Source organism: Bradyrhizobium diazoefficiens USDA 110, assembly GCF_000011365.1.
Taxonomy (GTDB): domain Bacteria; phylum Pseudomonadota; class Alphaproteobacteria; order Rhizobiales; family Xanthobacteraceae; genus Bradyrhizobium; species Bradyrhizobium diazoefficiens.
The window spans coordinates 4,392,442-4,406,370 of record NC_004463.1; the positions used below are offsets into that span (position 1 = coordinate 4,392,442).

General features: G+C 66.3%; 11 protein-coding genes. 6 read left to right on the plus strand and 5 right to left on the minus strand.

The features are described from left to right. Positions 1–6 precede the first annotated feature (6 nt). The 4 genes from BJA_RS19625 (at position 7) to BJA_RS19640 (ending at position 4,776) form a co-directional block, all read left to right on the plus strand. On the plus strand, positions 7–1,725 hold the full coding sequence (locus BJA_RS19625) for an AMP-binding protein (RefSeq protein ID WP_011086735.1): 1,719 nt from the start codon (positions 7–9) through the stop codon (positions 1,723–1,725). Positions 1,726–1,857: 132 nt separating this feature from the next. Continuing rightward, positions 1,858–2,337 (plus strand): MaoC family dehydratase, encoded by a 480-nt coding sequence (locus BJA_RS19630; RefSeq protein WP_011086736.1) that lies wholly within the window; start codon positions 1,858–1,860, stop codon positions 2,335–2,337. 144 nt (positions 2,338–2,481) lie between these two features. Beyond that, a complete protein-coding gene (locus BJA_RS19635; protein WP_011086737.1) occupies positions 2,482–3,399 on the plus strand; it encodes an SDR family NAD(P)-dependent oxidoreductase in 918 nt (305 codons plus the stop codon). 144 nt (positions 3,400–3,543) lie between these two features. Beyond that, positions 3,544–4,776: an NAD(P)/FAD-dependent oxidoreductase gene (locus BJA_RS19640; RefSeq protein ID WP_011086738.1), complete on the plus strand. Its 1,233-nt coding sequence runs from the start codon at positions 3,544–3,546 to the stop codon at positions 4,774–4,776. Between the two features lie 30 nt (positions 4,777–4,806). Here the strand turns inward: BJA_RS19640 and BJA_RS19645 are convergent, their stop codons facing one another. Beyond that, the gene (locus BJA_RS19645) at positions 4,807–6,024 is read right to left on the minus strand and encodes an MFS transporter (protein WP_011086739.1); all 1,218 of its coding nucleotides are present in this window, start codon (positions 6,022–6,024) and stop codon (positions 4,807–4,809) included. Positions 6,025–6,116: 92 nt separating this feature from the next. Between BJA_RS19645 and BJA_RS19650 the strand changes: the two genes are divergently transcribed. Beyond that, a complete protein-coding gene (locus BJA_RS19650; protein ID WP_011086740.1) occupies positions 6,117–7,019 on the plus strand; it encodes a LysR family transcriptional regulator in 903 nt (300 codons plus the stop codon). Here the strand turns inward: BJA_RS19650 and BJA_RS19655 are convergent. From BJA_RS19655 to BJA_RS19665, 3 genes are all read right to left on the minus strand, one after another. Then, positions 7,016–8,095: a D-TA family PLP-dependent enzyme gene (locus BJA_RS19655; RefSeq protein WP_011086741.1), complete on the minus strand. Its 1,080-nt coding sequence runs from the start codon at positions 8,093–8,095 to the stop codon at positions 7,016–7,018. The two genes, BJA_RS19650 and BJA_RS19655, sit on opposite strands and share 4 nt — an antisense overlap. Positions 8,096–8,207: 112 nt before the next feature. Continuing rightward, positions 8,208–10,019 carry an ABC-F family ATP-binding cassette domain-containing protein gene (locus BJA_RS19660; protein WP_011086742.1) on the minus strand — a complete coding sequence of 604 codons (1,812 nt, stop codon included), beginning with the start codon at positions 10,017–10,019 and terminating at the stop codon, positions 8,208–8,210. Between the two features lie 2 nt (positions 10,020–10,021). After that, positions 10,022–10,525: a YaiI/YqxD family protein gene (locus BJA_RS19665; protein ID WP_011086743.1), complete on the minus strand. Its 504-nt coding sequence runs from the start codon at positions 10,523–10,525 to the stop codon at positions 10,022–10,024. A 106-nt stretch (positions 10,526–10,631) separates the two neighbouring features. Here BJA_RS19665 and BJA_RS19670 point away from each other — a divergent pair, with 106 nt between their 5' ends. Beyond that, complete coding sequence (locus BJA_RS19670; RefSeq protein ID WP_038966887.1) at positions 10,632–11,432, plus strand: hypothetical protein; 801 nt, start codon at positions 10,632–10,634, stop codon at positions 11,430–11,432. A gap of 100 nt (positions 11,433–11,532) precedes the next feature. Here the strand turns inward: BJA_RS19670 and BJA_RS19675 are convergent, their stop codons facing one another. Further along, entirely contained in the window at positions 11,533–13,905 is a 2,373-nt protein-coding gene (locus tag BJA_RS19675; RefSeq protein WP_011086745.1) for a xanthine dehydrogenase family protein molybdopterin-binding subunit, read from the minus strand. Positions 13,906–13,929 lie beyond the last annotated feature (24 nt).

Below are 13,929 nucleotides of genomic sequence, written 5' to 3' on the forward strand. Positions count from 1 at the left end.
CGGACCATGACGACATTTCAGGAAGCGCGCGCGTTTCTTCTACAACACCGCACGGATTACGAGGCGGCGGTCAAAGGCTTCCGCTGGCCCGATCCGACCCCCTTCAACTGGGCGCTCGACTGGTTCGACGCCGAGCTGGCGGCGAATGCGGAGAGCAAGGATCGCCCCGCGCTCTGGATCGTCGATGCCGCACAGGACCGGCAGACGAAATTGTCCTTCGCGGCGCTGTCGCGCCGTTCCAACCAGGTCGCCAACTTCCTCCGAGCGCAGGGCCTGAGGCGTGGCGACCATCTCCTGCTGCTGCTCGGCAATGTGGTTCCGCTGTGGGAGACCATGCTCGCTGCGATAAAGCTCGGTGTCGTCGTCATCCCCGCCACCACGCTGCTCACCGCCGACGAGCTGCGCGACCGGCTCGATCGCGGCAAGGCGAAGGCCGTGGTGGCCGCGCAGGATCAGGTCGCGAAGTTCGCGAGCCTCGGTGCAGAGAATGTCGTCCGCATCGTGGTCGGCGCGGCCTCCGATGGCTGGCTCGCTTACGATGAGGCGGCAGAGGCTCCGGATAGCTTCGTGCCCGACGGCCCCACCCACGCCGACGACCCGATGCTGCTCTATTTCACCTCGGGCACCACGGCAAAGCCGAAGCTGGTGCTGCATAGCCAGCGCAGCTATCCCGTCGGCCATCTCTCCACCATGTACTGGATCGGGCTGAAGCCCGGCGACGTCCATCTCAACATCTCTTCGCCCGGCTGGGCCAAGCACGCCTGGAGCTGCTTCTTCGCGCCGTGGAACGCGGGCGCCACCGTGTTCGTGGTGAACCAGCCGCGCTTCGATGCGAAGGCGCTGCTCGCCACCATCGGCCGCTGCGGTGTCACCACGCTATGCGCGCCGCCGACCGTGTGGCGGCTGTTCATCCAGGAGAACCTTGCCTCGTTCAAGGTCGCGTTGCGCGAGGTCTGCGGCGCCGGCGAGCCGCTCAATCCCGAGGTGATCGACCAGGTGCAGGCGGCCTGGGGCCTTACCATCCGCGACGGCTACGGCCAGACCGAGACCACCGCGCTTGCCGGCAACTCGCCGGGGCAAAACATCAAGGTCGGCTCGATGGGCCGCCCGCTGCCGGGCTATCGCGTGCAGGTCAGCGATGCCGACGGCAACCCGGCGAAGGAAGGCGAGGTGACGCTGGTGCTCGGGGCGAACCGTCCCGCCGGCCTGATGCAGGGCTATCAGGGCGACGACGGCAAGCTCTCGGGTGCCGAGGGCGCACTCTATCGCAGCGGCGACGTCGTGTTCGAAGACGAAGATGGTTATCTCACCTTCGTCGGCCGCTCCGACGACGTGTTCAAATCGTCCGATTACCGCATCAGTCCGTTCGAGCTGGAAAGCGTGTTGCTCGAGCATGAACTCGTCGCCGAGGCTGCCGTGGTGCCGAGCCCGGATCCGATCCGGCTGGCAATCCCCAAAGCGTTCGTGCTGCTGACTTCGGGGTCGGAGCGAACACCGGAGACGGCGCTTTCGATCTTCAAGCACCTGCACACCCGCCTTGCGCCGTTCAAGCGCATCCGCCGCCTTGAAATCGTCACCGAGCTGCCGAAGACGATCTCTGGCAAAATCCGCCGCGTGCAGCTACGACGTCTCGAGCGCGACGATGATCGGGGCGATCCGCTGCGTGGCCGGGAATTCCGCGAGGAGGATTTTCCGGAGCTGCCGAAAACCCGGAGCGAGAGTTAAGTGGGTACCTTCGTCATTCCGGGGCGCGCGGAGCGCGAACCCGGAATCCATTCGGCGACAAACTCTGTGGCACAGTGGATTCCGGGCTCGATGCTGCGCATCGCCCCAGAATGACGCCATCTGGAGCTATCAATGAACGAAGTCTGGAAGAAGCCGCCGATTACGCTGGACGCCTATCAGGCCATGGTCGGCAAGGAGATCGGCGTGTCGTCATGGCACCTGATCGACCAGCCCCGCATCGACACCTATGCCGACGTGATCGAGGATCACCAGTTCATCCACGTCGACCCTGAACGGGCAAAGAAGGAGACCGCGTTCGGCACCACCATCGCGCACGGCTTCCTGACCATGTCGCTGCTGTCGATCATGTCCTATGAGGTGATGCCGGTCATCGCCGGCACCACGATGGGCGTCAATTACGGCTTCGACAAGCTGCGCTTCATCTCGCCGGTGCGCTCGGGAAAGCGCGTCCGTGGCCGTTTCGTGCTGGCGGAAGCCAAGCTGCGCAAGCCGAACGAGCTGCAGTCCCGCACCAATGTCACTGTCGAGATCGAGGGCGAGGACAAGCCGGCGCTGGTCGCCGAGTGGCTGGGCCTGATCTATTTCGCGTAGGTCTGGCCGGGCTTGACCCGGTCCTTCAACGCTGCTCAAAAGCTGTCCGATCTCTCGCGGAGCGCTCTTACCCACTCCCCCTGTGGGAGAGGGTGGCTTCGCGCCACCTTCTCCCACGAGGGGAGAAGGAAGAAAGGAAGCACAATGGCAATCAGGTTTGACGGACGCGTCGCCATCGTCACCGGCGCGGGCAATGGCCTCGGACGGGCGCATGCGCTGGGACTGGCCAGCCGCGGCGCGAAGGTCGTGGTCAACGATTTCGGCGGCGCGCGCGACGGCACTGGTGGCTCGCTGTCGCCGGCGGAAGCCGTGGTCGAGGAGATCCGCAAAGCCGGCGGCACCGCGATGGCCGACGGTGCCGACGTCTCGAACTTCGAGCAGGTCACCGCGATGGTCGAGCGTGCCACGAAGGAATGGGGCAGCGTCGACCTCTTGTGCGCCAATGCCGGCATCCTGCGCGACAAGTCGTTCGGCAAGATGGAGGCGGCCGATTTCCAGAAGGTGCTCGACGTGCACCTCGTCGGCACCTTCTACTGCTGCAAGGCGGCCTGGGCCGGCATGCGCGACCGCAACTACGGCCGCATCGTGCTGACCACGTCGTCCTCCGGCCTTTACGGTAATTTCGGCCAGGCCAATTACGGCGCGGCGAAGTCCGGCATGGTCGGCCTGATGAACGTGCTGGCGGAAGAGGGCCGCAAGACCAACATCCGCGTCAACATCATCTCGCCGACCGCGGCGACCCGCATGACCGAAGAGCTGCTGCCGCCGCAGGCGCTGCAACTGATGAAGCCGAACGCGATCACGCCCGCTGTCGAGTACATGCTCAGTGAGGATGCGCCCACCCGCACCATCATGGGCGCCGGTGCCGGCTCCTTCGCCGTGATCAAGATTGTCGAGAGCGAAGGCATCAACCTGCCGGAGTCCGAATGGACGCCGGACGCGGTCGCCGCGCATTTCGCCGAGATCAGCGACATGTCGAAGGCGAAGGCTTTGCAGGGCGCCTTCGAGCAGACGCAGAAGTATGTTGCGCAGGCCGCGGCCAGGGCCGGCATCAAGCTCTGAGTTGTCATTCCGGGGCGCCCGTAGCGCGAACCCGGAATCCATCGTGCCTCAGAATCCGTCGTCTAATGGATTCCGGGTTCGCGCCCAAGAAGGCGCGCCCCGGAATGACGAGCTAGGCGCCAGAATCTGGCCTAAACTCCCACCATGACCGCACCCGAATCCCACGTTGCCATCATTGGCGCAGGTCCGGCCGGGCTGATGGCGGCCGAGGTGCTGGCGCAGGGTGGCGCGCGCGTCACCGTCTACGACGCGATGCCATCTGCCGGCCGCAAATTCCTGATGGCCGGCCGCGGCGGACTCAATCTCACCCATAGCGAGCCGCTGCCGCAGTTCATGCCGCGCTATCGCGAGGCGGCGGCGAAGCTGCAGGCCGCGATCGAAGCGTTTCCACCCGACGCGCTGCGCGCCTGGAGCGCGGCGCTGGGCGAGCCGACCTTTGTCGGCACCAGCGGCCGCGTGTTTCCGAGGGCATTCAAGGCTTCGCCATTGCTGCGCGCGTGGCTACGGCGACTGGACGCCAGCGGCGTACGGTTCGCCTTTCGCCATCGCTGGACCGGGTGGGATGGGGAAGAGCGGCTGCTGTTTCAAACCCGGAGCGGCACCTCCGTCGTTGCCGCCGATGCCACGGTGCTTGCGCTTGGCGGCGCAAGCTGGCCGCGGCTTGGGTCGGACGGCGGCTGGGTCGATATCCTTGCGGCCAACGGCATTACCATCTCAAAGCTGCGGCCGGCCAATTCCGGCTTCACCGTCGCCTGGTCCGAATTGTTCCGTGACCGTTTCGAGGGCCAGCCGCTCAAGGGCGTGGCGCTGACGATAGGTGCACACACGGTGCGCGGCGAAGCGATGATCACCCGCGGCGGCATCGAAGGTGGCGCGATCTACGCGCTGTCGGCGGAGCTGCGCGAGGCGGTGCTGGGGATCGGGCAGGCGATGCTGACCATCGCACTGCGGCCCGACCTCGCCGCCGCCGCGCTGACCACGCGCCTGTCAGGTACGCGCGGCAAGCAATCGCTCGCAAACTTCCTGCGTAAGGCCGCGCAAGTCTCGCCGGTCGGGATCGGCCTGATGCAGGAGGCCGCGATCGCATCCGGCCGGCCGCTGGCATCGTTCTCGCCGGCCGAGCTCGCACACCTGATCAACGCAATTCCGGTTCAGCTCACCGGCGTTGCCCCGATCGATCGCGCGATCTCGACTGCAGGCGGAGTTTCGTTTGACGAGCTCGACGCGGACTTCATGATCCGCAAGCTGCCGGGCGTGTTCGCCGCCGGCGAAATGCTGGACTGGGAGGCGCCAACCGGCGGCTATCTGCTGCAGGCGTCGTTCGCGACCGGCGCTGCCGCGGGCAGGGGTGTGCTGGGGTGCCTGAAGCGCTCATAGAACCCTGTCGAGGCTCGCTGATAGAGGCGCTCATGACGTCCCCGTCCGGCTGACGAGATCCGTGACCAGGCCGAGCACCCCAAAACCCGCCGCCACCGCGCAGACCATCGTCCAGCCGCCAAGGGTCCATGCCAGCGATGCCGCGGCGGCACCGACACCGCCGCCGATGAAGAACAGCGCGACGAACAGGCCGTTGATGCGGCCGCGTGCCTCGGGCCGCAACAGGTTGATTGCCCGGCGGCCGAGCGTCTGGTCGGTGGTGATGCCGACATCGAGCAGGATGGTGCCCAGACTGAGCACGAGGAGGGCGGCAATGCGGGACTCCAGCGCGCCGGCCCAGGCGCAGAGCGCGAGCGAGCCGATGATGAGCAGATGGGCCGCAACAAACATCGAGCGTGCCCATCCCTTGTCCCCCCACCGGCCGGCCATCGGCGTCGCGGCGGCGCCAACGACGCCAATCAGCGCGAAAGCGGCAATTCCCTTGGCATCGAGGCCGAACGGCGCCTCCGGCAGTCGCAGCGCGACCGCCGACCAGAAGGCGGTGAAGGAGGCCATGACCAGCGATGCGGTCCAGGCGCGCACGCGCAGCACGGGCTCTTCGCGCAGCAGCCTGGGAAATGAGCGCAGCAATTCGCCGTAGCTTGCGCGCACCGGCGATTGCAGGACTGGAAGGTAGCGGCCGAGCGCGCCGGCAAGCAGCGCCATCAGGGCGGCGGAGACGACGTAGTAGGCGCGCCAGCTCCAGAGATCGGCGATCAGGCTCGCCGCAGGCCGCGACAGCAGAATGCCGATCATCAACCCGCTCATCACCTCGCCGATGGCCTGTCCGCGCCGCTCCGGCGCCACCATTGACGCAACCAGCGGAACCATCATCTGAATCGCCGCGCAGGAGGCGCCGAGGGCGAAGGTGCCAAGCAAGAGCAGGAACGGCTTCGGCGCAAACGCCGTGGCGAGCGCGGCAAGGATAGCGCAGCCGAGCGTGCGCAGGATGACGCGCCGGTTTTCGACGAGATCGACCAGTGGCACCAGCAGCAACAGGCCGAGGGCATAGCCGAGCAGCGTCAACGTGCTGATCAGGCCCGCCTGCCACGCCGGCATGGACAAGGAGCGCCCGATCTGCCCGAGCAGGATCTGCGGCGCGAACAGGTTGGTGACGACGACACCGGCAGTGATGGCGCCAAGCCAGATCAGGGGCCGTTCGGCGAGTTGGTTTCGCGACGCAAGCGTGGGGGTTTCTGAAATCGTCATGGGACCTCGCGGGGCTCAGTGCAGGTCCCTTTAAGCCGCGGGTCTAATATGCTACAATTCAAATAAGTCTATAAAGAATATGCGAGTTAGTTATGAACACCCATGACCTTGTGGCGTTTGTTGCGGTAGTCGAGACCGGATCGATCGTGGCGGCCTCGGCGCGCCTCAATCTCACGCAGCCCGGCGTGACGCGGCGTATCCAGAACCTCGAGGAGATGCTGGGGGCGAAGCTTCTGGACCGGCTCTCCAAGCCGCTGAAACCGACCGCGGCGGGCCATGAAGCGTATGAGCAGGGCCGGCGCCTGCTCCGGATGCTGGACGATCTCAAATCAGGGGTCGCCAATGACGGCGTGGTGCGCGGCGAATTCCGGCTCGGCCTGACGCCGTTCCTCTCGGAGGCGGGGCTGACCGGACCGCTCGACGCGGTGCGTGCCGAATTTCCCGCGCTGGCCGTGCGTGTCGTCTCCGGCTGGTCGCCGAACCAGCTCGAACGTGTCTGCCGCAACGAGCTCGATGCGGCCGCGATCTGTCTGCCCGACGGCGCGGTCCCGCCTTCCGATCTCGCCGCCGACGATCTCGGCGCACAGCCCGTCGTGTTCGTCGTTGCGCGCGACATGAAGATCCCGCGCATCGTCGATCTTGAACGGCTGTCGCAGCTGTCGTGGGTGATCAACCAGGACGGTTGCGGCTTTCGCGATTCGCTGAAACGAAAATTCGACGCGGAGCATCTGCCGTTCAGCATCGCCGTGGAAGCGCTGGACAGCGAGCTCCGCCTGTCGCTGGTGTCGCGCGGCCTCGGCGTCGGGCTGGTCACTCCGATCGCCCTGAAACGCAGCGCGTTTCGCGACAAGCTCAAGCCGGTGGTGGCGCGCGACTTCAAACCCGCCGTGCGCGCCTGGATAGTCCATCGTGCGCCCGCCGGCCGTCTGGAGCGGCCGATCAAGCTGTTCCGCGATGGACTGGACCGGGAGCTCCAGGCGATGATCGGGAGTTAGCGCAGCTTCCCCCGCGCCGCCACCGGCAGCGTGCCGATGATCTCCTCGCCACGCACCATCACGACCTCGTCCATCATGTTGACGACGACGCAGACATGATTGGGAATGATCCGCACGACGTCGCCGACGTTCGGGCGCGTGTTGCTGCGGGAGAGATCGAGGAAGCCGTGCTCTTCGGCAAAGCGCGCGATCTTGGCTTCGGGGTGCTCCAGGATCAGGCCGTGGCCGTCGAGCCCGCCGGTGTCCGTGGTCAGCGTCTTCGAGCCGGCGTCGAGGATACCGCGCTCGGGCGCGGCGCGGCTCACCACGGTCGAATAGATGTGCAGCGCGCAGTCGTCCCAGGTGGCGGAGCCGGCCGCGACCTGCATGCGGTCGTTGTAGATATAAGTGCCGAAGCGATGCTCGGTGCCGCCCTTGAGCTTGCCGATGTTGACGAGGTTCGGCGTGCCGCCGGTGGAGACGATCTTCGCATCCAGCCCGTGCGCGCGCACGCCGGCCAGCGCCTCGTCATAGAATTTCTGCGCGTCCGCCCAGCCGGTCTCGGTCGGATAGAGCATGAAGCCGGCGAATTCGAGCCCCTTGGACCCGGCGATCTCGCGCGCCAGCGCAATCGCCTCGGCCGGCGTCTCGACGCCGGCGCGCTTGCGGCCGGTATCGCATTCGACCACCACCGAGAGCGGACGGCCTGATGCTGCGGCCGCCTTGGGCAAACCGGCAACGACCGTCGAATTGTCGGCGGCCACCGTCATGTTCGCCTTCGCCTGCAGCGCGCCGAGCCGCGCCATCTTCTCTTCGCCGAGCAGATTGTAGCTGATCAGGATGTCGTCGATGCCGGCATTGGCCATGATCTCGGCCTCGCCGAGCTTCTGGCAGGTGATGCCCTTGGCGCCGGCCGCGATCTGCATCTTCGCAATGGTCGGGTTCTTGTGCGTCTTGATGTGGGGACGATTGGCGACGCCGGCCTCGTCGCAGGCCTTCTGGATCCGCGCGATGTTGCGCTCGACCTTGTCCATGTCGATGACGGCGCAGGGGGTGCCGTATTCACGGGCGATCTTGGCGGCGAGAGGAGTGGTCATGTGATGTCTCTATGTTCGGTCCTGCAGGATGGGTAGAGCGCGGCGAAACCCATCATTTGCAGCAACCGGGCAAGTGTCGATGGGTTTCGCTTCGCTCTACCCATCCTACGGTTCAAGCCTGTTCGATTTCTTCGCGGAGCATTTCCAGTTCGAGCCAGCGCTCTTCGGCGGCGGACAATTCGTCATGCGCCTTGGCGATGGCGGCGGAGGTGTCGTCGAATGTCTTGCGATCCTTGGTGTAGAGGTTGGGATCGTCGAGCACGCGTTGCAGCTTGGCGATGTCGGCCTGCAACGTCTCCATCTTCTTCGGAAGTGTTTCCAGCGCGTGCTTCTCGTTGAAGCTCAATCGCCGCTTTGGCGCGGCAGCGGGAATAGCGATCCGCTCCTCTTTCTTCTCCGCGGGGGCTTGCGCCTTCGCCGTCTCGCGCTTCAAGTCCGCGCCGCGCTGCGCCAGCATATCGCTATAGCCGCCGGCATATTCGATCCATTTGCCGTTGCCCTCAGGCGCGATCACGGAGGTGACGACGCGGTCGAGGAAGTCGCGGTCATGGCTGATCAGGATGACGGTGCCCTCGTAGTCGCCGAGCATGTCCTCGAGCACGTCCAGCGTTTCGAGGTCGAGATCGTTGGTTGGCTCGTCCAGCACCAGCAGGTTCGAGGGCTTGGCCAGTGCGCGCGCCAGCATCAGCCGGCCGCGTTCGCCGCCGGAGAGCACTTCCAGCGGCGTGCCGCGCTGCTCCTGCGCGAACAGAAAGTCCTTCATGTAGCCGACGACATGCTTCGGCTTGCCCCCGACCATGATCTGGTCGCCACGGCCGCCGGTCAGTGCCTCCGCCAGCGTCGATTTGGGGTCGAGGCTTTCACGGTGCTGGTCGAGGGTTGCCATCTCCAGATTGGCCCCGAGCCGCACGGTGCCGCTGTCAGGCTGCATGCCGCCGGTGAGCAGATTGACCAGCGTGGTCTTGCCGGCGCCGTTCGGCCCGATGATGCCGAGCCGGTCGCCGCGCTGGATGCGGGTGGAGAAATTGTCGACGATCTTGCGCTCGCCATAGGCCTTGGTGATGCCCTTGGCTTCGATCACCAGCCTGCCGGACTGCTCGGCCTCGGCGGCTGCGAGATTGGCGCTGCCAGCGGTGCCGCGATAGTTGCGGCGCTGGTCGCGCAGCGTGTGCAGATTGGCAAGCCGCTTGACGTTGCGCTTGCGCCGGCCGGAGACGCCGTGGCGCAGCCAGTGCTCCTCGTCGACGATCTTGCGGTCGAGCTTGTGCTGGTCGCGCTCTTCTTCCGCCAGCACCTCGTCGCGCCAGGCTTCGAACGAGGCAAAACCGCGGTCGATCTGCTTGATCCGGCCGCGGTCGAGCCAGGCGGTCGAGCGCGAGAGGTTGGTGAGGAAGCGGCGGTCGTGGCTGATCAGCACCAGCGCGCTGCGGCGGCTGTCGAGCTCCTGCTCCAGCCACTCGATGGTGGAGAGATCGAGATGGTTGGTCGGCTCGTCCAGCAGCAATATGTCGGGCGAGGGCGCAAGCACACATGCGAGCGCCGCGCGGCGAGCTTCGCCGCCGGAGAGGTTGTGCGGGTTCTCGTCGCCGGTCAGCCCGAGCTGCTCGAGGAGATAGCGCGCCTGATGCTGGTCGTCGCCGGGCGCAAGCCCCGCCTCGACATAGGCGAGCGTAGTCTTGTGGTCGCCGAAGTCAGGCTCCTGCGGCAGATAGCGGATCGTGGCGCCCGGCTGCACGAAGCGTGTGCCGCCGTCGGGCTCGACCAGGCCAGCCGCGATTCTCAGCAATGTCGATTTGCCGGAGCCGTTGCGGCCGATCAGACAGACCCGCTCGCCAGTCGCAACGTTGAGCTCGACGCCGTTCAAGAGCGGCGTGCCGCCAAACGTCAGCTTGATGTCCTTGAGTTGGATCAGCGGCGGCGCCATCGTCAGCCCTGACTTGAATTCTGGCTGGTTGCGGCCGCATCAATGCGGCGCCGCTGGATCCGGCGCAGCGTCTGGTCGAGCGCCGAGAGGAACGTCGAACGGTCGCGCGGCGCGAACGATCGCGGGCCGCCGGTGACTTCGCCGGCCGAGCGCAGATCCGTCATCAGGTTGCGTACCGCCAGCGTCATCCCGATCGACTGTTCGGTGAACGGTTTGCCGTTCGGCGCGATCACGTCGGCGCCCGCCTTCACGCAGCGGCTGGCGAGCGGAATGTCGGAGGTCACGACGACGTCGCCGGGCCTGGCGCGTTCGGCGATCCAGTCGTCGGCGGCATCCATGCCGGCTCCGGCCGCGATGCGCTCGATCAAGGGGTCCTGCGGCACGCGAATGAAGTTGCCGGCCACCACGCTCACGGGCACGCTGTGCCGGAGCGCGACGCGGTAGATCTCGTCCTTCACCGGACAGGCGTCGGCGTCGACATAGATGCGGGTGGGCGTGTCAGTCATTCGCGGGGTGGTACCCCATTCGGGCCGCAAAGGCGAGGGGATTGACCGGTGTTCCCCGGGGCCTACGATCGATCCGAAACAACAGGAATTTTGGGGAAGGCCAGCCATGCCGAACCGGCTCGAAACCTACCGCGTCGAGGCCTACAACACCGCCAAACAATCCGAGAACAAGATGCATGACGACAAGGTGGCGCGCCGCTTCGGCTTCTCGGGCGGGCTGGTGCCCGGCGTCGACGTCTTCGCCTACATGATGCATGTGCCGCTGGCGCGCTGGGGCCGCGATTTCCTCACCCGCGGACTGGTGGAGGCCCGCTTCATCAAGCCGGTCTATGACGGCGAGAGCGCCGATGTCGATGCGACCGAGCACAACGGCCTGCTCACGATCGAGGTGTTCAGCCGTACCGAGCTCTGCGCCACCGGGACGGCTTCGCTGCCGGCGGCTGCGCCTGCGGTGGATTTGAGCGACTATCGCGCGGTCCCCGCGGTCGCCGAGCGCAAGCCGGTCAGCCCGGCGACGTTCGAGACCGGCAAATGGCTTGGCACAGAGCCGCGCCGATGGATCGGGCAGGCCGCCGCGGACTATCTCGCCGATATCAGGGAAACCGATCCGATCTTCGCGCGAGAGGGGCTCGGCCATCCCGGCCTGATCCAGCGCGTGATGAATCGCGTCCTCGTCGACAATACCATTTTGGGCCCGTGGATCCACGTCGGCAGCCGCATGCAGCTGCTGTCGCCCGCGCGTGCCGGCGACGAGATCGTTGCGCGGGCCAAGGTCACCGCGAACTACGAGAAGAAGGGCCACCGCTTCGTCGAGCTCGACGCGCTGGTCGTCGCCAACGGCACGACACCGCTGGCGCATTGCCAGCACACCGCGATCTACCAGCCGCGCGAGGAGGCTGCGGCGTAACATCCAGCGTCGTCATTCCGGGGCGGTCCGCAGGACCGAACCCGGAATCTCGAGGTTCCGGGTTCGATGCTTCGCATCGCCCCGGAACGACAAACAACTCCTACGCCGCCTTGCCCTTCGCATCCTGGATCGCACGCCACACGCGCTCCGGCGTCAGCGGCATGTCGATGTGCTTGATGCCGTGGTCGGAGAGCGCATCGAGCACGGCGTTCACCACGGTCGACAGGCTGCCGGCGCAGCCGGCTTCGCCGCAGCCCTTGCTGCCGAGCGGATTGGTCGTGGCCGGCACCGGGTGATCGCCGACCGTCATGAACGGCACGTCCTCGGCGCGGGGGAGGGCGTAGTCCATCAGCGAGCCCGTGATCGGCTGGCCGCTCTCGTCGTAGCGGACGTGCTCCATCAGCGCCTGTCCAATGCCCTGGACGACGCCGCCATGGAGCTGGCCTGCGACCAGCAGCGGGTTGATCACCGTGCCGAAATCGTTCACCGCGCTGTAGCGCACGATCTGCACCACGCCGGTATCGGGATCGATTTCGACCTCGGCGACGTGGCAGCCGTTCGGGAAGGCAGAGGGCACCGGCTCGCTGGTGTGATCGACGTCGAGGCTATCAGGCACGCCCTCCGGCACCTTGCCGTCATGCAGGCGCTTGGCCAGCTCCATGATGTCGATGCTGCGGTCGGTGCCGGCGATGGTGAAGCTGCCGCCTTCGAACTCGATGTCGGCTTCGGACGCCTCCAGCATGTGCGCGGCGGCGCGCTTGCCCTTCTCGATCACGAGCTTGGCGGCTCCCACGATCGCCATGCCGCTCGCGGTGATCGAGCGCGAGCCGCCGGTGCCGTTGCCGGTGTGGACGATGTCGCTGTCGCCCTGCACCAGCTTGACGCTCTCGAAGGGCACGCCGAGCTGCTCGCACAGAACCTGCGCGAATGGAGTGGCATGGCCCTGGCCGTAATCGAGCGTGCCGGTGATGAGCTGCACGCTGCCGTCGGGATCGAACACGATCTTGCCGAGCTCGGGGCTCGGCGGCGCCGTGACCTCGAGGTAGGAGCCGACGGCGATGCCGCGCAGCTTGCCGGCCTTCTTGCTCTCCTTCTTGCGCTTGGCGAAATTCTCGTGGTCGGAGATTTCGAGCGCCTTGTTGAAGACGGCCTGGAAGTCGCCGCTGTCATAGGTGACGCCGGAGGACGCCGGGAACGGCATCTGGGTCGGCTTGATGAAGTTGCGCTTGCGCATCGTCAGCCGGTTGATGCCCATCTCGTCGGCGGCGCGGTCGATCAGCCGCTCCATGTAGTAGTTCGCCTCGGGCCGGCCGGCGCCGCGATAGGCGCCCATCAGCGTGGTATTGGTCAGCACCGTCTTGATGTCGATGCCCATCAGCGGCGTGCGGTAGACGCTGGAAAAGTTCTTGCCGGTGTTGAGCGAGAGCGGGCCCGGCGCAACGCCGGTGATGTAGGCGCCGAGATTGCCGTAGCCTTCGAGCTTGGCCGCGAGGAAGTGCCCCTCGGCGTCGAGCGCGAGCTCGGCATGGATTTTTTGCGCGCGGCCGTGGCTGTCGGACAGGAAGCTGGTCGAACGCTCGTCCAGCCACTTCACCGGCCGTCCCAGCGCCTTGGCCGCGTACAGGATGCACATGTATTCGGGGTAGTTGATGTTCTTCATGCCGAAGGAGCCGCCGACATTGGCGGTGAGAATGCGCACCTTCTCGTTCGGCACTTTCAGGTTCTTGGCGAGGTTGGCGCGGTTGCCGGCGACACCCTGCGTCGGAACCTGGAGCGTGTAGCGCTCGGCCTTCTTGTCGTAGGAGGCGAGCCCGACGCGCGGCTCCATCGAGACCACGGCGACGCGGGTGTTCTCGATGTCGATCTTGGTGACGTGAGCGGCGCTGGCGAAGGCCGCGTTCACCTGCTCCATGTCACCATAATGGTAGTCGAGCGCGACGTTGTTCGGGATGTGGTCGTAGAGCTGCGGCGCGCCGGGCTTGGCGGCCTCCTCGGGGTCGGTCACAGCCGGCAACGGCTCGATATCGAGCTCGACCGCCTCGGCCGCGTCGCGCGCCTGGGCCAGCGTGTCGGCCACCACGAAGGCGACGGGATCGCCGACGAAGCGAACCTTGTCGGTCGCCAGCGGCTGGCGGTTGGTCTGGAGCAGGGGCGAGCCGTCACGGCTCTTCAGCGGCAGGCCGCAGGTGAAGGGGCCGTAGCCGGCGGCATCGAGGTCCGTCCCGGTCCAGACCCCCAGCACGCCCGGCATCGCCTTGGCGGCATCGAGGCCGATGCCACGGATGATTCCATGGGCGTGGGTCGAGCGGACCACCACGGCGTAGGCCTGGCCGGGCAGGTTGAAATCGTCGGTGTAGCGGCCCTTGCCGCGCACCAGCGTGTCGTCCTCCTTGCGGCGGACGGGCTGCCCGACGCCGTATTTTTGCAGTGCAATAGCGTTTTCGAGCGTGGACGATTTGGTGTGTTCTTGCATGGAATTGACCTGAAAAGCCGGCAA

Coding starts and splice junctions, on each gene's coding strand:
- BJA_RS19625 (WP_011086735.1), top strand. CDS start 7: ATGACGACATTTCAGGAAGCGCGCGCGTTTCTTCTACAACACCGCACG.
- BJA_RS19630 (WP_011086736.1), top strand. CDS start 1,858: ATGAACGAAGTCTGGAAGAAGCCGCCGATTACGCTGGACGCCTATCAG.
- BJA_RS19635 (WP_011086737.1), top strand. CDS start 2,482: ATGGCAATCAGGTTTGACGGACGCGTCGCCATCGTCACCGGCGCGGGC.
- BJA_RS19640 (WP_011086738.1), top strand. CDS start 3,544: ATGACCGCACCCGAATCCCACGTTGCCATCATTGGCGCAGGTCCGGCC.
- BJA_RS19645 (WP_011086739.1), bottom strand. CDS start 6,024: ATGACGATTTCAGAAACCCCCACGCTTGCGTCGCGAAACCAACTCGCC.
- BJA_RS19650 (WP_011086740.1), top strand. CDS start 6,117: ATGAACACCCATGACCTTGTGGCGTTTGTTGCGGTAGTCGAGACCGGA.
- BJA_RS19655 (WP_011086741.1), bottom strand. CDS start 8,095: ATGACCACTCCTCTCGCCGCCAAGATCGCCCGTGAATACGGCACCCCC.
- BJA_RS19660 (WP_011086742.1), bottom strand. CDS start 10,019: ATGGCGCCGCCGCTGATCCAACTCAAGGACATCAAGCTGACGTTTGGC.
- BJA_RS19665 (WP_011086743.1), bottom strand. CDS start 10,525: ATGACTGACACGCCCACCCGCATCTATGTCGACGCCGACGCCTGTCCG.
- BJA_RS19670 (WP_038966887.1), top strand. CDS start 10,632: ATGCCGAACCGGCTCGAAACCTACCGCGTCGAGGCCTACAACACCGCC.
- BJA_RS19675 (WP_011086745.1), bottom strand. CDS start 13,905: ATGCAAGAACACACCAAATCGTCCACGCTCGAAAACGCTATTGCACTG.